17 protein-coding genes and 1 pseudogene are annotated in these 18,266 nt (G+C 65.2%); 9 read left to right on the forward strand and 9 right to left on the reverse strand.

Translation table 11 applies throughout. The annotated features are described in order from the left end of the window. Positions 1-5: 5 nt before the first annotated feature. The 5 genes from JG743_RS13315 to JG743_RS13335 all read left to right on the forward strand — a co-directional run bounded on the left by JG743_RS13315 (position 6) and on the right by JG743_RS13335 (position 4,996). Entirely contained in the window at positions 6-1,037 is a 1,032-nt protein-coding gene (locus tag JG743_RS13315) for a Gfo/Idh/MocA family protein (RefSeq protein ID WP_202300848.1), read from the forward strand. Next, entirely contained in the window at positions 1,034-1,942 is a 909-nt protein-coding gene (locus JG743_RS13320) for a sugar phosphate isomerase/epimerase family protein (protein WP_244673134.1), read from the forward strand. Before JG743_RS13315 ends, JG743_RS13320 begins: the two co-directional genes overlap by 4 nt. Positions 1,943-2,060: 118 nt before the next feature. Beyond that, positions 2,061-3,068: a substrate-binding domain-containing protein gene (locus JG743_RS13325; RefSeq protein WP_202300852.1), complete on the forward strand. Its 1,008-nt coding sequence runs from the start codon at positions 2,061-2,063 to the stop codon at positions 3,066-3,068. Positions 3,069-3,155: 87 nt separating this feature from the next. After that, positions 3,156-3,953: an ATP-binding cassette domain-containing protein gene (locus JG743_RS13330; RefSeq protein WP_202300854.1), complete on the forward strand. Its 798-nt coding sequence runs from the start codon at positions 3,156-3,158 to the stop codon at positions 3,951-3,953. Beyond that, positions 3,950-4,996 carry an ABC transporter permease gene (locus JG743_RS13335; RefSeq protein ID WP_202300856.1) on the forward strand — a complete coding sequence of 349 codons (1,047 nt, stop codon included), beginning with the start codon at positions 3,950-3,952 and terminating at the stop codon, positions 4,994-4,996. The genes JG743_RS13330 and JG743_RS13335 overlap by 4 nt, the downstream gene beginning before the upstream one ends. 9 nt (positions 4,997-5,005) lie before the next feature. On the opposite strand, the gene JG743_RS13340 is transcribed toward JG743_RS13335, so the two are convergent. The 4 genes from JG743_RS13340 to JG743_RS13355 form a co-directional block, all read right to left on the reverse strand. Further along, complete coding sequence (locus tag JG743_RS13340) at positions 5,006-7,669, reverse strand: ATP-dependent helicase (RefSeq protein ID WP_202300865.1); 2,664 nt, start codon at positions 7,667-7,669, stop codon at positions 5,006-5,008. Positions 7,670-7,799: 130 nt separating this feature from the next. Continuing rightward, complete coding sequence (locus tag JG743_RS13345; RefSeq protein ID WP_244673135.1) at positions 7,800-9,080, reverse strand: flavin-containing monooxygenase; 1,281 nt, start codon at positions 9,078-9,080, stop codon at positions 7,800-7,802. A gap of 134 nt (positions 9,081-9,214) precedes the next feature. After that, the gene (locus tag JG743_RS13350; protein WP_202300867.1) at positions 9,215-10,855 is read right to left on the reverse strand and encodes a helix-turn-helix transcriptional regulator; all 1,641 of its coding nucleotides are present in this window, start codon (positions 10,853-10,855) and stop codon (positions 9,215-9,217) included. Then, positions 10,806-11,075, reverse strand: a complete 270-nt coding sequence (locus JG743_RS13355) for a hypothetical protein (RefSeq protein WP_202300869.1) — start codon at positions 11,073-11,075, stop codon at positions 10,806-10,808. Before JG743_RS13355 ends, JG743_RS13350 begins: the two co-directional genes overlap by 50 nt. A 14-nt stretch (positions 11,076-11,089) precedes the next feature. On the opposite strand from JG743_RS13355, the gene JG743_RS13360 reads away from it, so the two are divergent. Next, on the forward strand, positions 11,090-13,402 hold the full coding sequence (locus JG743_RS13360) for a glucose/quinate/shikimate family membrane-bound PQQ-dependent dehydrogenase (RefSeq protein WP_202300872.1): 2,313 nt from the start codon (positions 11,090-11,092) through the stop codon (positions 13,400-13,402). 8 nt (positions 13,403-13,410) lie between these two features. On the opposite strand, the gene JG743_RS13365 is transcribed toward JG743_RS13360, so the two are convergent. After that, entirely contained in the window at positions 13,411-13,848 is a 438-nt protein-coding gene (locus tag JG743_RS13365) for a hypothetical protein (RefSeq protein WP_202300874.1), read from the reverse strand. Between the two features lie 24 nt (positions 13,849-13,872). Beyond that, a complete protein-coding gene (locus JG743_RS13370) occupies positions 13,873-14,025 on the reverse strand; it encodes a hypothetical protein (protein ID WP_202300876.1) in 153 nt (50 codons plus the stop codon). 147 nt (positions 14,026-14,172) lie between these two features. Between JG743_RS13370 and JG743_RS13375 the strand changes: the two are divergent. Further along, positions 14,173-14,286, forward strand: a pseudogene (locus JG743_RS13375) (dienelactone hydrolase family protein); the annotation flags it as partial. 15 nt (positions 14,287-14,301) lie between these two features. On the opposite strand, the gene JG743_RS13380 reads toward JG743_RS13375, so the two are convergent. After that, the gene (locus JG743_RS13380; RefSeq protein ID WP_202300878.1) at positions 14,302-15,237 is read right to left on the reverse strand and encodes an EamA family transporter; all 936 of its coding nucleotides are present in this window, start codon (positions 15,235-15,237) and stop codon (positions 14,302-14,304) included. A gap of 89 nt (positions 15,238-15,326) precedes the next feature. Here JG743_RS13380 and JG743_RS13385 point away from each other — a divergent pair, with 89 nt between their 5' ends. Further along, positions 15,327-15,812 (forward strand): Lrp/AsnC family transcriptional regulator, encoded by a 486-nt coding sequence (locus JG743_RS13385; protein ID WP_202300880.1) that lies wholly within the window; start codon positions 15,327-15,329, stop codon positions 15,810-15,812. A 101-nt stretch (positions 15,813-15,913) separates the two neighbouring features. On the opposite strand, the gene JG743_RS13390 is transcribed toward JG743_RS13385, so the two are convergent. Together JG743_RS13390 and JG743_RS13395 are read right to left on the reverse strand one after the other, a co-directional pair. Continuing rightward, positions 15,914-16,111 carry a hypothetical protein gene (locus JG743_RS13390; protein ID WP_126053941.1) on the reverse strand — a complete coding sequence of 66 codons (198 nt, stop codon included), beginning with the start codon at positions 16,109-16,111 and terminating at the stop codon, positions 15,914-15,916. A 147-nt stretch (positions 16,112-16,258) separates the two neighbouring features. Then, the gene (locus JG743_RS13395) at positions 16,259-16,744 is read right to left on the reverse strand and encodes a thioesterase family protein (protein ID WP_202300882.1); all 486 of its coding nucleotides are present in this window, start codon (positions 16,742-16,744) and stop codon (positions 16,259-16,261) included. 101 nt (positions 16,745-16,845) lie between these two features. Here JG743_RS13395 and JG743_RS13400 point away from each other — a divergent pair, with 101 nt between their 5' ends. Next, positions 16,846-18,264, forward strand: a complete 1,419-nt coding sequence (locus JG743_RS13400) for an FAD-binding oxidoreductase (protein ID WP_202300891.1) — start codon at positions 16,846-16,848, stop codon at positions 18,262-18,264. Positions 18,265-18,266: the final 2 nt, after the last annotated feature.

Below are 18,266 nucleotides of genomic sequence, written 5' to 3' on the forward strand. Positions count from 1 at the left end.
ACTGGGTGATGAAGGTCGTCCTGGCCGGCTGCGGAGCGATGAGCAGGCAGTGGCTCGATGCCGCGAGGCAGATCGACGGGCTCGCGATTGTCGGCCTTGTCGATCTTGACGCCGAGCGGGCGCAGGCGAGAGCGCGCGAATACGCGCTTTCCACCGCCGTCATCGGCACCAATCTCGACGCTGTCCTTGATCAGACCAAGCCCGATGCAGTGTTCGATGTCGTCGTTCCCGCCGCACGGCGCGAAGTCGCCTTTGCAGCCTTCGCCCACAATTGCCATCTGCTCACCGAAAAGCCGCTGGCCGACACGCCGGAGAATGCCCGCGCCATCATCGAGGCCGCGAGCCGGGCAAAGCGCATCCATGCCGTCGTCCAGAACCGTCGCTACGTCGCCAATGTCAGGCGCATCCGGCGCTTTCTCGACTCCGGCGCCATCGGCGCGGCAACCAGCATCCATGCCGATTTCTTCGTCGCACCGCATTTCGGCGGTTTTCGCGAGGAGATGGCGCATGTGCTGCTGCTCGACATGGCGATCCATACCTTTGATGCCGCCCGCTACATGGTCGGCGGCGAACCGGCTGGCGTCTACTGCCAGGAATGGGAGCCTGCCAGTTCCTGGTACCGGCAAGGGTCGTCGGCCAATGCCGTGTTCGAATTCGCTGATGGCAAGGTCTTCACCTATGCCGGCTCATGGTGCGCCGACGGTTTCCGCACCAGCTGGGAGGGTAGCTGGCGCATCGTCGCCGAGCGCGGCAGCCTGCTCTGGGACGGCTTTGATGGGCTAAAGGCAGAGGCGGTGGTGCCGGGCCGCGACGGCCTGTTCGACAAAACCCAGCCAATTGAAGTGCCGCCGCTCGACGCCGCCGACCGCGTCGATGGTCATCTCGGCATCATCAAGGATTTCATGCATGCGGTCGAGACCGGCACCGAGCCGGAAACGCGCGGCGCCGACAACATCAAGAGCCTGGCCATGGTTTTCGGCGCGATCGAAAGCGCCGAGACCGGGCGGCGCGTGGCCATCAGACAGGAAGCACAATGATGCCAAACCCGCTCCTCGACATCAGGATCGGCACCATGGTCCGGGCCAATCTCGACGAACCGGCGGCCTACATCAAACAGATCCTGCCGCTCGGCTTCGAGAGCATCCAGCCCTTCTTCTGGCAGACGCTGGGCGGCAAGGATTTGCCGCGGCTCGCCGGCCAGATCCACGAGGCGATCGGCGATGCCGACGTCAACGTGTCCTCGATCGGTGTGTTCGGCAATCCGCTGGAAAGCGGCGAGGTCGATCGCGGCGTGCTCGCGGCCTGGGAAACCGTCATCGACAATGCGCATCTGTTCGGCGCTTCCACGGTCAGCGGCTTCACCGGCCGCATTCGCGGCAAGCCGCTGACCGACAGCCTGCCGCGCTTCCGCGAGGTGTGGGGGCCGCTGGCAAAGCGTGCCGCCGACAAGGGCGTGCGCATCGCCTTCGAGAATTGCGCCATGGACGGCAACTGGGCCAGTGGCGATTGGAACATCGCCCACAATCCCGACGCCTGGGAGCTGATGTTCAACGAATTGCCGGACGACAATCTCGGCCTCGAATGGGAGCCCTGTCACCAGCTCGTCTATCTGATCGATCCGATCCCGCAGATCCGCAAATGGGCGTCGCGCATTTTCCACGTCCACGGCAAGGACGCCACGGTGCGCTGGGACGTGATCCGCGAGCACGGCGTGTTCGGCCGCCTGCCATTCGTGCAGATGCGCAGCCCCGGTTTCGGCGACAGCGACTGGACGCGGGTGATCAGCGAGTTGAGGCTGGCCGGTTACAAGGGCGCCATCGACATCGAGGGCTGGCACGACCCTGTCTATCGCGACGACCTGGAGATCACCGGCCAGATGAGGGCGCTGGACTATCTCAAGCAATGCCGGGGAGGTGCCAGCTACCTGCCAAATCCGATGTGAGGCCAAATTTGATGTGAGGATTGGCCGGCGGGAGGAGCCGGCCGGCCAGGACTACGGCGCACTGCCGAAGGCAATGTCGAAACCCTCGCTTAGCGAGGAAACAAAGGGAGGAACGTGCATGAGCATCGCGAAGAGAACGACACTTCTGCGCACGACCGTCGTGGCTGCAACCACGGCGCTCTGTGCCGCAATCTCCACCTTGCCGGCCAACGCGCTCGACGCCCAATGGTGCAAGGACGTCCACATCCGCTTCTTCGTCGGCGGCGCCGAGGGCGACGCCTTCGGCACCATCGTCTATAATGGCGCCAAGCAGGCAGCGGCCGACCTCGGCCCGAAGGTCGACTACATCTTCTCGGGCTGGGACGTCGAAAAGATGGTGCAGCAATTGCGCGAAGCCGTCGCCGTGAAGCCCAACGGCATCGCCATGATGGGTCATCCAGGCGACGCCGCGATCATGCCGCTGGCCGATCAGGCGCACAAGGATGGCATCAAGATGATGTACCAGAACGTGCCGGTGCCGACGGTGGTGGCGGCGTTCGGCGGCGGCTATGTCGGCGCGCAGCAGGAACAGCAGGGCCGCGCGCTCGGCGCCGAGGCGTTCAAGCTGGCCGGGCTCAAGGCCGGTGACAAGGCGATCATGATCGGCCCATTCGAGAACGAAAGCCGAGGCGCACGCGAGCGCGGGACGGTCGCCGCATTGAAAGAGGCCGGTATCGATGTCGTTCAAATCAATTCCCAAACCGAGTGGGCAGCCGATCCGAATCTGGCGATCCCGTTGATCACCGCTGCGCTGCTCAACAATCCCGGCGTCAAGGCGGTCGGGTATCCGGGCGGGCAGATGCTCGGCAATGTGCCGACATACATGCAGGCCGCAGGGCGGAAGCCCGGCGACATCTTCAACTTCGGCTTCGACACCAGCCCGCAGATCGTCGAGGCCTTCAAGGGCGGCTGGGTGCAACTGACCGCCGACCAGCAGCCGTTCATGCAGGGCTATCTGCCGATCCTCAGCCTCTGCCAGCAAGTCGTGCTGGGCCTGGCGCCGATGAATGTCGACACCGGCGCCGGCTTCGTCACGCCGCAGAATTACGAGATCGTCTCGGAGCTCGCCAAGCAGGCGCTGCGCTGACCTCCCAAGGCTGCCGGCCGGGATTTCGCCCGGCCGGCAGGGCCGTCGGCAACAGGCCGGCGAATCGACAATTCAAGCGAGGATACGATGGCCGAACGCATCATCGAACTGCGCGACATCAAGAAATCCTACGGCCAGGTCTATGCGCTGGGAGGGGTCAATCTCAGCGTTGACCGCGGCGAGGTGGTCGGCCTGATTGGCGACAATGGCGCCGGCAAGTCGACGTTGATCAAGATCCTGTCCGGCGTGGTCAGGCCGACCAGCGGCGACATCCTCGTGCGCGGCAAGTCAGTGACCGGATGGAGTGCTGCCCGCTCGCGCGACGCCGGCATCGAGACGGTGTTCCAGGACCGGGCGCTGGCGGTGCAGCAGACGATCGTGCGCAACATTTTCATGGGCCGCGAACTGACAAGCTTCATGGGTTGGCTGAAGGTCAACAAGGAGATCGAGGAGGCAAGCCGGTTGATGCGCGAGATCGGCTTCACCTCGAAAGTGTTCACGCCGCATTCGATCGTCGGCCAGCTCTCCGGCGGCGAACGCCAGGGCGTGGCGATCGCGCGCGCCATCTACAAGCAGGCGGAGCTGATCATCCTGGATGAGCCGACGACGGCGCTGTCGCTAACCGAGACCGCCAAGGTCTTCCATTTCGTGCGCCAGGTGCGGGCGAGCGGCCGCTCGATCCTGTTCATCGGCCACAACATCCACCACGTCTTCGACATCGCCGACCGTTTCGTGGTGCTCGATCGCGGCAAAGTGGCGCTGACTGCCGACCGCAGCGAGGTCAAGTCGGCAGAAGACCTCATCAATTTCATGGAAGACGTTGCGCATCCCGGCGGGTTGCCTGGACTGCACGAGGCCGGCGTAGCGGAGCAGGGAGCACGATGAGCAAGACCATGGAACCCGATATCGACGGCCCGCTCGGCGCGTATAACCAGCCCACCCCCAAGGAGTGGAAACACCCGTCCGACCAGTGGCTGCGCGGCTTCGTCCTCGACAACCGGGCCGCGCTCGGCACGCTCGCCGTGTTCATCGTCATGATGGCGGTGTTCATGATCGCCAACCCGACCGTCTTCACCACCTGGTATCTCTACAGCTCGGTGCTGACGACGCTGCCGGTGGCGCTGTTCGTGGTGGTGCCGCTGGTCTTCGTCGTCACCTGCGGCGAGATCGACCTGTCGTTCCCGGCGACGATGGGTTTTGCGTCCTGGGTTTTCGCGCTGGTGGTGCAGGCCGGCTATGATCCGTTCCTCGGCATCATCGCCGCGCTCGTCACCGGCACGCTGCTCGGCTTCCTGGTCGGATCGCTCGTCGTCTATGGCGGGCTGTCGTCGCTGATCGCCACGCTCGGCATGAATTTCCTGCTGCGCGGCCTGATCCAGATCATCAACGAGGGCAAGTCGACGGCGTTGACCAACCTCGCCGACAGCTGGGCCTACAAGATCTTCTCCAGCCAGCTCTATGGCATCCCGGTGCAGATCTTCTGGGCCGTCGCCTTCGTGGTGCTGTCGGCGCTACTCTACAACAGGCACCGTTTCGGCGCGCAGGTGAGGGTGGTCGGCGACAATCCCGATAGTGCCCAGCAGATGGGCATCGACGTCAAGCGCGTCAGGGTCAAGGTGTTCGTCTTCGTCGGCATCGGGGCGGCGATCGCCGGCACCTTCTCGGTGATGATCAACTTCACCTGGTGGCCGACGGCGGGCGACGGCTATCTGCTGCCGGTGCTGGCCTCGGTGTTCGTCGGCGGCACGCCGACCTGGGGCGGCATCGGCACGGTGGTCGGCGGCGCGATCGGCGCGGTCACGGTGTCGTTCATCCAGACCGGTGTGGTGGCGGCGGGGTTGAGCGGCTTCTACGTGCAGTTTTTCAACGGGCTGATCATCATCCTGTCGCTGCTCGGCCACAAATGGAACCAGGCGCGCTATCGCTAGAAGGACTGCTCACACCGCCGCGACGAACCCGTCCAGGACGCGTTTCTGGCCGGCCTTGTCGAAGTCGATGGTCAGCTTGTTGCCTTCGATGGCGGCAATGTTGCCGTTGCCGAACTTCTGATGGAAGACGCGGTCGCCGACGCTGAAGGCGGATGGCGTGTCGGCGACCGATTTGGCGACCAGCTCGCCGTCGATGGTGCGGCCTTTGACCGAGGTGCGGCCGGCGCCGTAGCCGCTATCGGTCTCGCCATAGCCGATGCGCTCGACCTGGTGGCCGGAGCGCGTGCCCCAGTTGCGGTCGGTCGCCTCGGTGCGGTTGGCCTGCGCGCGCTGCCAGCCCGGCGTCGAATAGGTGTTGGAGAAGCTTCCCGATTTCTCGGCGCCGATATTGTCGAAGCGCGAGGCGCCATAGGGGTTCTGCCTGCCGCCACGTCCCGAGGCAAACGAACCGCCGCCATAGCTGTTGCCGTAGCCGCCATAGGAGTTGCCGCTCTCGGCGACCTCGACATGGGTATTCGGCAACTCGTCGAGGAAGCGCGACGGGATGGTCGATTGCCAGAGACCGTGGATGAGGCGGTTGGAGACGAACCAGATGTGCAGGTTCTTCTTGGCCCGCGTCAGCCCGACATAGGCGAGGCGGCGCTCTTCCTCCAGGCCGGAGCGACCGCCCTCGTCCAGCGCTCGCTGATGCGGGAACAGGCCTTCTTCCCAGCCGGGGAGGAACACGGTCTCGAATTCGAGGCCCTTGGCCGAATGCAGGGTCATTATGCTCACCGCATCGAGCGACTCGCTCTGCTCGGCCTCCATGACCAGCGCAACATGCTCGAGGAAGGAGCGCAGCGATTCATATTCCTCCATGGAGCGGACAAGCTCCTTGAGGTTCTCCAGACGGCCCGGCGCTTCCGCCGAGCGGTCGTTCTTCCACATGTCGGTGTAGCCGCTCTCCTCGAGGATGGTCTCTGCGAGTTCGGTGTGCGGCGTGGTCTCCAGCGCCTTCTGCCAGCGCTCGAAATTGGCGGCGACCTCGCGCAAGGCGGCGCGCGGCTTCGGCTTCAGCTCGTCGCTTTCGGCGAGGTTGCCGGCCGCTTCCAGCATCGGGATGCGCAACGCGCGGGCGGTGTCGTGGAGCTGGCGGATGGTGGCTTCGCCGAGCCCGCGTTTCGGCACGTTGACGATGCGCTCGAAGGCGAGGTCGTCGCCGCCGTTGGCGACGACGCGGAAGAAGGCCAGTGCGTCGCGGATTTCCATCCGCTCGTAGAAACGCGGGCCGCCGATGACGCGGTAGTTGAGGCCAAGCGTGATGAAGCGGTCCTCGAAGGCGCGCATCTGGAAGGAGGCGCGTACGAGGATGGCCATGTCGTTGAGATTGTGCTTGCCCCGCTGGTAGGCCTCGATCGTCTCGCCGACGGCGCGCGCCTCTTCCTCAGAATCCCAGGCGGCATGGACATGCACCTTGTCGTCCTCGGGATCGTCGCGGTCGGTGAACAGCGTCTTGCCGAAGCGGCCCTCATTGTGGGCGATGAGATGCGAGGCGGCACCCAGGATGTGCGCCGTCGAGCGGTAGTTGCGCTCCAGCCGGATAATGGTGGCGCCGGGGAAATCCTTGTCGAAGCGAAGGATGTTGTCGACTTCCGCGCCGCGCCAGCCGTAGATCGACTGGTCGTCGTCGCCGACGCAGCAGATGTTGACGGTAGCACGAGTTTCGGTCGAGCGCGCCTTACCCTCCCCTCGATGGGGAGGGTCGTCGCGAAGCGACGGGGAGGGGTGACTGGCGCCGGCGCTATCACCCCCGCCCGCGCCGCTGCGCGGCGCGACCTCCCCCATCGAGGGGGAGGTAGGTCTTTGCGCCAAGAGCCGCAGCCACATGTACTGCGCGGTGTTGGTGTCCTGGTACTCGTCGACGAGGATGTATTTGAAGCGCTTGTGGTAGTCCTTGAGCACGTCCGGATAGGCGCGGAAGATGCGGATCGGGTGGCAGAGCAGATCGCCGAAGTCGCAGGCGTTCAGCGTCTGCAGCCGCTCCTGATAGGCCTTGTAGAGTTCGCGGCCCTTGCCGTTGCCGAAGCTGCGGGCATCACCCTCGGGGATATCGGCTGGCACAAGCCCCTTGTTCTTCCAGCCGTCGATCATCTGGCCGAACTGCTTGGCCGGCCACCGCTTGTCGTCCAAGCCTTCGGCCTGGATGAGCTGCTTGATCAGGCGCACGACGTCATCGGTGTCCAGGATGGTGAAATCGGATTTCAGCCCGGCAAGCTCGGCGTGGCGGCGCAGCAGCTTGACGCCGATCGAATGGAATGTGCCGAGCCAGGGCATGCCCTCGACATTGCCTTCGCCGATCAGATGGCCGATGCGCTGCTTCATCTCGCGCGCGGCCTTGTTGGTGAAGGTGACGGCGAGGATCTGCGAGGGGAAGGCCTTGCCGGTGGCGAGGATGTGGGCGATGCGGGTGGTGAGCACCCGCGTCTTGCCGGTGCCGGCGCCGGCCAGCACCAGGACCGGGCCTTCCGTCGTTTCGACCGCCAGCCGCTGCTCGGGGTTGAGGCCGTTCAGGTAATCGGGCGTATCGTTGCGACCGCTGCGGGCGGCCATGGCGCGCGCGGCAATGCCGGACGGGGCCGTGGGCCGCGCATTCGGTTCGTCAAAGAAGGGCATGTCTTCCGAAAACCCGGACATTGTCCCCGAATGTAGTGATTCGGCAGCGAAAGACCAGAAGTGTCTCCGTTTTGTTCCGGTTTGGCGACAGGATTTGCCGGGCGCCGTGTCTCTTCGGCGCCCGGCAATTGCCTAAAACCCTTGTCGCGCCTTATCCGATGGTTGCCCGCATGCGCTCGCCGATCTTATCGGCGACGTAGCCGGCATCGCGCGCCGCGCCATGGATCATGGTGGAAGAAGTCGAGTGTTGGAAATGCAGGCCGCAGACATACAGTCCCGGCTCGCCTTCGACAGCACCGCGATATTGCTTCACCCGGCCGGTGCCGTCGAAAATCGGCAGCTTGATCCAATCCAGTCCGGCCCGGAACCCGGTGCACCAGACGATGTTCGAAACGTCGAGAATCTGGCCGTCGTCGAGCAGCGGCTTGCCGTCGCGGGCACCGGCGACGCGGGCGACCCGGCGGATACCGGCGGCGTCCAGGTCCTGCGGCTTGACCCGGATCAGCGGCAGGCCATGCGACAACTGCTCAGGCTTGGCCTTGCGGCCCATCGGCGTGTCGACCGTGAGCAAACGGTGGAAAACGATGCGCAAGACGACCGGCAGGACCAGACGCATTGCGAAGTAGCCATTGTAGGTGACCGGGATGTGGCCGGGATGCCGGCCTGACAGACACACCTGGTGCGTGCGCGCCAGATCCATGGCGATTTCCGCACCGGAATTGCTGGCGCCGACCAAAAGCACGCTGCCCGCCTGGAGCTGTTCCGGGTTCTTGTAGGCAACCGAATGCAATTGCCGGATCGACGGGTCGAGCGACGCCGCGAAATCCGGGATCTTCGGCTTCTGGTAGCTCGAGGCCGCGGCGACGACGTGCTTGGCGATGTAGCGGGTCTGGCCCGATGTGACGATGTAGCGCTCGCCGGAACGGGTCACCTCGTCGACCTTGACGCCGGTGCGCACCGGCAAGCCAAACCTCCTGGCATAGGCCTCTAGATAGTCGGCCATTTCGTCCTTGGTCGGGAACGAATAGCGGGCAGCGGGGAAGGGCATGCCGACCAGTCCGTCGAAGCGCGCCGGCGTGAACAGGCGCAGCGAATCCCAGCGCGAGCGCCAGATGTCGCCGACGCGTTCGCGGGCCTCGAGGATGACGAACTTCACGCCCTTGCGGGCGAGGTGATAGCCGACGGAAAGGCCGTTCTGTCCCGCGCCGATGACCACGACGTCGAAATGTTCTTCTCTCGGCATTGGCAGCGTGTCGTCGTCGGCTGGCGCCGCCGATGCCCGCAGCGCACCGGCCTCCAGTTGCATGAAGGCCGCTCCCGGTTCCAGCAATGCGCCGGCGCGCGCTCTGGTTTCGGCGATGCGGATGTTGCGGGGGCCGCGCAGGTTCATTCCCTCAATCGCGGCCGGCCCGGATGTCGAAATCGGATTCATGATCGCTCCATTTGGTTCGTCAGTCGTGGACCAGAAATTAGTGGAACGGCGCGGCGGCGCTTCGGGGAGACACCTCACGGGACAGAAAAATGCGATGGGGATTTTTCCCCATGTCCTCAGGTCGGATGACCGGATCAGACGAGCCGGTTCTGGAAGGCGTAGGCGGTCGCTGCGGCGCGTGAGTTGACCGCGAGCTTGTCGAAAATGTTGCTGACATGCCGGTCGACGGTCTTCTCGCTGAGGCCAAGCTCCGTCGCTATCGACCTGTTGGTCCTGCCGGTGGCGACAAGGCCAAGGACCTCGATCTCGCGCCCGGTCAGGCGGTGCGGGCGCGAATTGGCCGTCTCGATCAGCGCGCTGACGCGGGCGAGTTCGGGCGCGGCGCCCAGTGCGGCGAAAACGGCGCGGGCGGCATCGAATTCGAGCTCGGCGCCGTCCTCGTCGCCAAGCAGGCGGCAGGCTTGTCCCGAAAGCACGCGCAGCCGAGCTTCCAGATAAGGGGCGCCGGCGCGCTGCCAGGTCTTCAGCGCGGCGCGGAAATGGCCAAGCGCCGCCGCGGCGCTGCCTTCATGCAGGTCGATCTCACCCCTGGCCTGCGCCGCCATAGCGGCCAGGACATCGGTTGCGAAACGGCCCGCGATCGCCTCCAGATCCTGGCAGGCTTCGCGCGCCTCCTCGATGGCGCCTGAGGCGATCATGATCTCGACCAGCGCCGGGAGCAGGCGGGCGCGGCCAAGTGGAGCCTTGGTCGTGGCGAGCACGCGGCGAATGGTTGCCGCGGCCTGTTCGGCGCGGCCCTGCATCAGGCGCAGCAGCGCCATGCCGGGCTGCGGTTCGAACCCGAGCCGGCTGGCGGCGCGGTAGAGCTCCTCGGCGGCGGCAAACTCACCGCGCAGGCGACGGATTTCGGCCTCCTGGTAGGCCGCTCCCGCCGCTGCTTCGCTGGCCGTCGTATGGGCCAGCGACTTCGTCGCGCGGCGTGCCTCGGTGATCGCATCCTGCCAGGCACCGTTCAGTTCCATGATCTCGGCGCGGTGCAACAGGCAGACGCCGTTGAACTGAACGAGTTGCGGCTGCGTTCCGCACCAGTTCGACAGCGCCTCGGTCCATTCGCGCGAGCGGTCGAGCGCGTAGACCTGCCGGCACGCGGCGATGAGGTTGCAATAGATCAGGCCGGTGACGATGGGCGAAAGCTTTCCGTCGACGGCCGGCAGCATGGCCTCGTCGAGCGAGGCGATGCCTTCATCGATCCGGCCCTGCCGCACAAGCGCGCGGCCGAGATAACATCTGGCGAAGGCGACAAGGTCGACGTCGCAACAGCGCTCGCCGATCGCCAGCGCCTGGCCGGCCAACGGCTCCGCCGCCGGATCGTTGCCCGTCATGAGCTCCTTCTGTGCCGCGAGCAAGACCAGATAGCCATGCGCCGCGCATTCGCGCCCAAAGCTGTCGGCCAGGCGCTGGGCCTGCTGGATGCAGGCGGTCGCGTGGCCCTGCTCGCCCAGGGCCAGGAGTCGGAAGCCGCGGAAGAACGCCCAATACGCCGCGCGGTCGTAACGGCCCGCTTCGACATAGGTCTCGAACAGGCGGTCACCGGCGGCCATGCTGTCCTGGTCGCGGTCCAGCATGGCCGCCGACCAGAGTACCCGTTCCAGATCGTCCGGGCCCAGCGGCGCGAGCTCGTCCGTTGCGCGCAACAGCTCGAGTGCATCCGCCCATGCCCGTTGCTCATAGGCGCGGCGGGCCTGTTCCAGAAGCGAAGCGGCGTCGGCTTTCATGGGCAAAGCATAGCATCGCCAAATAGCTGGCAGAAGAATGGCAGATGCCAGGCTCTGTCATTTCGGCGTGACCGGCAGCGGCGATGCTTACTTTATGCCGTGCTGATTTGACACCGCGCGCAGGGGGGCCGAAAACTGCGGCGGCGAGATGAAACAGAATCGAAAGCGCGTTACGGTTGTGCTTCGTGACGCGGTTTTCGATCGCCAGTCTGCTGCGCATGAAGGAGTGTCGTTATGGCAACCGTCCTTACCGCCGTGGTCCTTGCTCTCATCGGTCTGGTTCTTGGCGGAGGCGGCATCTGGTTGGCTTCGCTTGGCGGCAGCTGGTACTACGTCATCGTCGGCCTTGCCTTCCTCATCGCAGCCTTGCTGCTCTTCAGGCGAAATTCCCTTGCGCTCTGGCTCTATGCGGCGATCGTGATCGGCACGTTGTGCTGGGCGGTCTGGGAAGCGGGCTTCGACTGGTGGGATCTGGGCCCGCGCGGCGGCGTCATCGTGCTCCTGGCGCTGTGGCTTTTGACGCCATGGGCGAGGCGAGGGCTGAGCGGTCCCGACGGGCGCGCGCCGCTGATCCTGGCGGTGCTGGCCTCGCTGGCCGTGGCCGGCTATTCGATGACGGCCGATCCCAGGGACATTGCCGGCGAGCTCAGCGCCGACAAGGTGACGCCGACCGCCGATCTCGGCGGCAACGTCCCGGAAAGCGAGTGGCACTTCTACGGCCGCACGCCCTATGGCCAGCGCTATTCGCCGCTCAACCAGATCACCGTGGACAATGTGGCTTCGCTGCAGCCGGCATGGACCTACCGCACCGGCGACGTGAAGGGTCCGGACGACATCGGCGAGACGACCTATCAGGTGACGCCGCTGAAGATCGGCGACGCGCTCTACATCTGCACGCCGCACAATTTCGCCATCGCCATCGATGCCGCGACCGGCAAGGAGAAATGGCGCTACGATCCGAAGATCAAGCTGGACCCCAACCGCCAGCATCAGACCTGCCGCGGCGTGTCCTACTATGCCGACGCCAAGATCGCCGCCGGCCAGCCTTGTGCCGCGCGCGTTTATCTGCCTACCTCCGACGCGCGGCTGATCGCGCTCGACGCCGCGAACGGCCAGGTCTGTCCGTCCTTCGCCGAAGGCGGCACGCTGAACCTCATGGCCAACATGCCGTACCCGAAGTCGGGCTATTACTATTCGACCTCGGCGCCGCTCATCGTCGGCGGCAAGATCATCGTCGGTGGTGCGGTCAACGACAATTATTCGACGCAGGAGCCGTCGGGTGTCATCCGCGCCTACGACGCAGGCAGCGGCGCACTGCTGTGGAACTGGGATTCGGGCAATCCGGACCAGACGACGCCGCTGCCGGCCGACCAGACCTACACCAACAACTCGCCCAACATGTGGTCGACACCGAGCGCCGACGAGAAGCTCGGTCTGCTCTACGTGCCGCTCGGCAACCAGACACCGGACCAGCTCGGCGCCGGGCGCAGCGCCAATGTCGAGAAATTCTCGTCCTCGATCACCGCGCTCGACCTCAACACCGGGCAAGTGCGCTGGGTGCGGCAGACCGTGCACCATGATCTGTGGGACATGGACGTGCCGGCGCAGCCGACGCTGGTCGACATCACCACGTCGAGCGGCGTCGTGCCGGCTTTGGTCGGGCCGACCAAGCAGGGCGACCTCTATGTGCTCGACCGGCGCAGCGGCGAGCCGATCATTGCCGTCAAGGAGATGCCGGCGCCAGGCGGTGCGATCGAGGGTGACCACGCGTCGCCGACGCAGCCGGAGTCGGACCTCTCCTTCAATCCGAAACCGCTGACCGGAGCCGACATGTGGGGCATCACCATGTTCGACCAGCTGGCCTGCCGGATCGAGCTCAAGGGCCTGCGCTATGAGGGCCGCTACACGCCGCCGTCCGTACAGGGTTCGCTGATCTATCCAGGCAATTTCGGCGTCTTCAACTGGGGCGGCGTCGCGGTCGATCCGGTCAGGCAGGTGATGTTCGGCATGCCGACCTATCTGGCGTTCAAGTCGCAGCTCATTCCCCGCGACCAGGTGCCGCCGCCGGATGGAGGACGCGGCAGCGAGCAAGGGCTCAACCGCAACGAGGGCGCGCCTTACGCGGTGGTGATGGGGCCGTTCCTGTCGCCGCTTGGCATCCCGTGCCAGGCGCCGCCATGGGGCTATGTCGCCGGCGCCGATCTCAGGACCGGCAAGATCGTCTACAAGCACCGCAACGGCACCGTGCGCGACATGACACCGCTACCGCTGCCGTTCAAGGTGGGCGTGCCGGGCATAGGCGGGCCGATGATCACCGCCGGCGGCGTCGCCTTCCTGGGGGCTGCGGTCGATGATTATTTGCGCGCCTATGATCTGACGACCGGCAAGCAGCTTTGGAAAGCCAGGCTGCCGGCCGGCGGGCAGTCGACGCCGATGACCTACACGGTCGGCGACGGCCGCCAGTTCGTGGTCATCGTCGCCGGCGGCCATGGTTCGGTCGGCACCAAGCCCGGCGACTATGTGATGGCTTACGCTTTGCCGAAGTGAAAGCTCGTTCAGAGCCCGAGATGGCCCTTGAGGCCAGGCACCGAGCCAAGCACCTGGTTGGTGAGATCGGGGCCGGCGGCGGCTTCCGCCTGCTGGATCAGCGTCGCGCCGGCCTTCTGGATCTGCGCCATATCGAGGCCGGAGGCCTTGAGCGCGGCGACGCCGTTGATCAGCGCTCCGGTCTTTTCGCCGAGCATGCCGCCGAGCGCGCCCTGCAGTGACGACAGCAAGCCGCCGCCCGAGCCGCCGGAAGCACCGGCGGCCATGACATCGTATTTCCGGGCCAGCGCATCGGCGCCCGGAATCCTGGCAAAGAAGTTCGAGGCGCTGGTGCCTTCCGCTTCGTGCTCGAGCACCGAAAAAATGGTGCCGACGACCTTTTCCGTCACCGCCTGGTCGAGGCCGGCTTTCGCGGAGACGGTGTTCACGATGTCCTGGACGTCCATGGTCTTCCCCCTCGGTGTTGACGCTCAGTTGCCGGATTTCGCGCGGCCTTGCCGGCGCTGCTCGCTTCTGACCTTGACCGGCGCCCGGCTGGCTGTGAGCGCCGCGGAGCGCAGCGCCAGGAGGGCCGCGCCGGCGAGCACGAGCGCGCTTGCGAGGATCGGAGCGGACAAGGTCATGAGCGTTGTTCCTTCTTGTCGGGCACCGCCGTGACAGGCGAAGCCAGGGTCAGCTTCCCTTGATATCGTGGCATTCACCATCAAGTTTTACCGAAATGACCAAAATGTGATGAGAGCCGTGCGGCGGCTGGCCTTCGCGGCCGGCGTGAGGGCGCCAATCATGCCTTCAACAACGACACCTCGGCGGCGCGCTACGACAAGAAGGCGGCCGACCTCGCCTGGGGCAGGACCGTCGCCTTCCTGAAGGAGAAACTGGCCTAGTCGAACGAGGGCGGCTCACTCCGGCGCCGGCTTGTGGACGGCGACGCCGGCGACCACGAGCGCAATGCCCAGGCAGTCGCTGAGACTCGGTATCTGTCGCAGCACGATGACGCCGATCAGCGTCGCGGTGAGCGGCAGAAGCGACAGCATCAGCGCGAAGCTGGCGCGCGGCAGCCGCGCCATGGCAAGCTGATCACATATGTAGGGGATGACCGAGGAGCAGATGCCGACGCCGATGGCGGCGAAAAGCAGCGATGGCACCGAGAAGGCCGGCAGCGCCTCGGTGAAGCCGACGGGCAGCACGACGAGGAATGCGATCGTCATGGCGGCACCCAGGCCGGCAATGCCTGCGCCGGCGCCGGACGCGGCGAGGCGGTGGCCAAGCACGATGTAGCCGACGAACAGCGCGCCGTTGAGGAAGGCCCAGAACAGGCCGACCGGGTCGTCGGACCATTTGACGTCGATCAGGAGCAAGGTGCCGGTGACGGCGATGGCGAGCGCCGCGAGGTTGCGCGGACTGCGCAGGCCGACCAGCGCGACACCGATGGTGCCGACGAATTCGATCGCCGCGACCAGCGAGATCGGCAAGCGGTCGAGTGCGAGGTAGAAGGAACAGTTCATCACCGCCAGGCAGGCGCCGAAGGCGACGAGGAGCAGGCGCGTCGGCCGATCGGCGCGGGCAAGAACGGTCCATGGCCGGGTCAGCGGCGCAAAGACCAGAGCGGCGGTGGCGATGCGCAGCCAGGCCATGCCGAGCACCCCGACATGGGCGAAGAGCAACACCGCGAAGGCCGGCCCCAGATAGTGGAACACGGCGCTGACGCCGAACCACAGATGCGGCGGCAGCGCGGTCGCCAAGGCGGAAAGGCCAGGGCCGGCAATGCCTTGGCTGGTATCGCTCGCGTTGTCGGAGGCAGGACTGACGGTCGAGACTTGCGCTTGATCTCTCATGCGATCATTATCGCAGGCGGAATTTACGGTTCATATAGGTGATCGTTGGCTGGATTCGCCAATATCGCAGCGAAGAGATGGAAAAACCATTGAAACGCCTTCGAAACGAAAATGCGAACCTTGATGCTGCGGACCTGAAGCTTCTGCGCATTCTGGAACAGGACGCACGCACCAGCACAGCCGAACTGGCGCGGGCCGTCGGGCTGTCGGCGCCCAGCGTGGCGGAGCGGATCAGGAAGCTGCAGGAGAACGGCGTTATCGAGGGCTACACGGTCAGGATCAATCCGGCGGCGCTCGGCATGAAGCTCTCGGCATGGCTGCGCATCAGGCCGGTGCCGGGGCAGCTTGCCGTCGTTGCCGAGATCATCCGCGACCTGCCCGAGATCGCGCAATGCGACCGCGTGACCGGCGAGGACTGCTTCATCGCGCTGGCACATGTCGGCTCGGTGAGCGAGCTCGAACGGGTGATCGACCGCATCATCCCCTACGCGATGACCAACACGGCGATCATCCAGTCGTCGCCGGTGGCGCCGCGCTCGCCGCTCGAGGCCGCGCCGAAAGCGCGTCGCCCCTAAAGGGTCTCATGCGTCGAGCTTCAGGTTGTTGTTTCGTGCATGTCGTTATCGCAAAACCGCTGCGCACTTTTGGGCGACATGCATGAGGAATCGTCAGTAAGTCAGAAATGCCCACGCTTCAGGCGCGCCTGCTTGAGGATGGCGCGCCAGCGGATCATGTCGAAGGGGATAGGCTCATTGTTGTTGGCGATGTGGAAGATCTCGTTGTTGACGTTCTTCAGCGAGCGCCAAAAATCGTAGTCGGTGATGCGCGGATCGGCGGCAAGCCTCTCCACCTCGACCTTGATGTCGGTTTTCATGCACGTTCCTCGAACCGCCTGTGCCCCGCCGCTGGGCATCGCACCCCGATGTGAACCGTTCTCGAACGCTCTGCTGAGTCGTTCAACGGCGCAATCGGCTTGTTCACGTTAAATCCTTGGTAAGGTTAACGCGGGCGGGTAAGTGCTTCAAGCGGTCTTGCGGCGAATGCCGATCGAACGGCCGGCGCGCTCCGGCATCGGCAGCGTGGCATGGGCAGCGCGCATCGCCTCGATCCTGGCGAGCACGTCGGCGGGGAAGGGCGCCACTTTCGGTCCGGACATGTCGACATGCAGCGAAAGCGTCTCGGAGGTGGCGGCCAGCCAGCCGTCGACATGGCGGATCTCCTGATAGGCTCTCAGCCGCTTCTCGTCATGGTCGATGAGCTGGAAGGAAACCTTGACCTTGTGCTCAAGGTGCAACTCCTGCACGTAGCAGACATGGACTTCCGCCGTGTAGATGGTGAGGCGGCGCTCCCTGGCATAGTCCGGCCCCATGCCCATCATTTCGAAGGCGTCGTCCGAGCAGCGGTCGAACAGCACGTTGTAATAGGCCATGTTGAGATGGCCGTTATAGTCGATCCAGTCCTTCTCGATATCCATGGCGCGGGAAATGAAGGGGGCTGGCATCGACATCTTGATTTCCTTCTTGATCGCTGGACAGGGCGTGGGTCGTGAGACTACGCATCCATAGCCGCACAGCAAGGGTGGCGGCTGGTCCATTCGCGGAGTGATTCATGGCTTTGAGCGACCTCAATCCGGTCGAGCGCAACGAGGAGGGCATCGCCGCGGTGCTCGGCATCCTCAAGCAGACGCTCGGCGAGCGCTTCCAGACCGGCCAGGCTATCCGTTCGCAGCACGCCCACACCACCACCTACATTCCGACGCAGGCGCCGGATGGCGTCGCCTTCGTGGAGAGCACGGCCGAGGTGCAGGAGATCGTGCGCGCCTGCGCTACGCACCGGGTGCCGGTGATCGCCTTCGGTGTCGGCTCCTCGCTGGAGGGCCACACCAACGCGCCGGGCGGCGGCATTTCGATCGACACCTCGCGCATGAACCGGATCCTGTCGGTCAATCCCGAGGATCTCGACTGCACCGTCGAGCCTGGCGTGACGCGCGAGGATCTCAACCGGCATCTGCGCGACACCGGCCTGTTCTTCCCGATCGACCCGGGCGCCAATGCCTCGCTGGGCGGCATGGCGGCGACGCGGGCCTCCGGCACCAATGCCGTGCGCTACGGTACGATGCGCGAGAACGTTTTGTCGCTGACAGCGGTCATGGCTGACGGCGAGGCGGTTACCACCGGCAAGCGGGCGAAGAAGAGCTCGGCCGGCTACGACCTGACGCGGCTGCTGATCGGCTCGGAGGGCACGCTCGGCGTCATCACGGCGCTGACGCTGAGACTGCAGGGCATTCCGCAGGCGATCTCGGGTGGCGTCTGCCCGTTCCCGAGCCTCGAGGCGGCCTGCAGGACGGTGATCGCCACGATCCAGATGGGCATTCCGGTGGCGCGCATCGAGCTGGTCAATGCGCTGCAGATGCGGGCGATGAAGAACTATTCCAAGCTCGACTATCCAGAGAGCCCGTGCCTGTTCGTCGAGTTCCATGGCAGCGATGCCGGCGTTGCCGAGCAAGCCGAGACCTTCGGCATGATCGCCGAGGAAAATGGCGGCGGGCCGTTCCTGTGGACCAGCGTCGCCGAGGAGCGGACGAAGCTGTGGAAGGCGAGACACGATGCCTATTGGTCGTCGCTGACCTTGCGGCCCGGCGCCAAGGGGCTGTCGACCGATGTCTGCGTGCCGATCTCGCGGCTTGCCGAATGCGTCACCGAGACCGAGGCCGACATTGCCGAGATGGGGCTGGTCGCGCCGATCGTCGGCCATGCCGGCGACGGTAATTTCCACGTGCTGGTGCTGATGGATGTCGACAACCCGCAAGAGATCGCGCTGGCGGAGAAATTCGTCGCCAGGCTGAACATGCGGGCGATCGCCATGGAAGGGACCTGTACCGGCGAGCACGGCATCGGCCAGGGCAAGATCGGTTTCCTGCGCCACGAACTCGGCCATGGCGTCGACATCATGCGCACGATCAAGCAGGCGCTCGACCCGCTGAACATCATGAACCCTGGCAAGATCCTGCCGGCCGTTGCGGAATAGGG

It is taken from the genome of Mesorhizobium sp. 131-2-1, from assembly GCF_016756535.1.
In the GTDB taxonomy this organism is placed as follows: domain Bacteria; phylum Pseudomonadota; class Alphaproteobacteria; order Rhizobiales; family Rhizobiaceae; genus Mesorhizobium.

Excerpts from the sequence above, each read along its gene's own strand:
- JG743_RS13335 (WP_202300856.1), top strand. The coding sequence starts at position 3,950 with ATGAGCAAGACCATGGAACCCGATATCGACGGCCCGCTCGGCGCGTAT.
- JG743_RS13325 (WP_202300852.1), top strand. The coding sequence starts at position 2,061 with ATGAGCATCGCGAAGAGAACGACACTTCTGCGCACGACCGTCGTGGCT.
- JG743_RS13355 (WP_202300869.1), bottom strand. The coding sequence starts at position 11,075 with ATGCGCAGCAGACTGGCGATCGAAAACCGCGTCACGAAGCACAACCGT.
- JG743_RS13340 (WP_202300865.1), bottom strand. The coding sequence starts at position 7,669 with ATGTCCGGGTTTTCGGAAGACATGCCCTTCTTTGACGAACCGAATGCG.
- JG743_RS13390 (WP_126053941.1), bottom strand. The coding sequence starts at position 16,111 with ATGAAAACCGACATCAAGGTCGAGGTGGAGAGGCTTGCCGCCGATCCG.
- JG743_RS13395 (WP_202300882.1), bottom strand. The coding sequence starts at position 16,744 with ATGTCGATGCCAGCCCCCTTCATTTCCCGCGCCATGGATATCGAGAAG.
- JG743_RS13370 (WP_202300876.1), bottom strand. The coding sequence starts at position 14,025 with ATGACCTTGTCCGCTCCGATCCTCGCAAGCGCGCTCGTGCTCGCCGGC.
- JG743_RS13330 (WP_202300854.1), top strand. The coding sequence starts at position 3,156 with ATGGCCGAACGCATCATCGAACTGCGCGACATCAAGAAATCCTACGGC.
- JG743_RS13350 (WP_202300867.1), bottom strand. The coding sequence starts at position 10,855 with ATGAAAGCCGACGCCGCTTCGCTTCTGGAACAGGCCCGCCGCGCCTAT.
- JG743_RS13360 (WP_202300872.1), top strand. The coding sequence starts at position 11,090 with ATGGCAACCGTCCTTACCGCCGTGGTCCTTGCTCTCATCGGTCTGGTT.
- JG743_RS13380 (WP_202300878.1), bottom strand. The coding sequence starts at position 15,237 with ATGAGAGATCAAGCGCAAGTCTCGACCGTCAGTCCTGCCTCCGACAAC.
- JG743_RS13400 (WP_202300891.1), top strand. The coding sequence starts at position 16,846 with ATGGCTTTGAGCGACCTCAATCCGGTCGAGCGCAACGAGGAGGGCATC.
- JG743_RS13320 (WP_244673134.1), top strand. The coding sequence starts at position 1,034 with ATGATGCCAAACCCGCTCCTCGACATCAGGATCGGCACCATGGTCCGG.
- JG743_RS13365 (WP_202300874.1), bottom strand. The coding sequence starts at position 13,848 with ATGGACGTCCAGGACATCGTGAACACCGTCTCCGCGAAAGCCGGCCTC.
- JG743_RS13345 (WP_244673135.1), bottom strand. The coding sequence starts at position 9,080 with ATGAATCCGATTTCGACATCCGGGCCGGCCGCGATTGAGGGAATGAAC.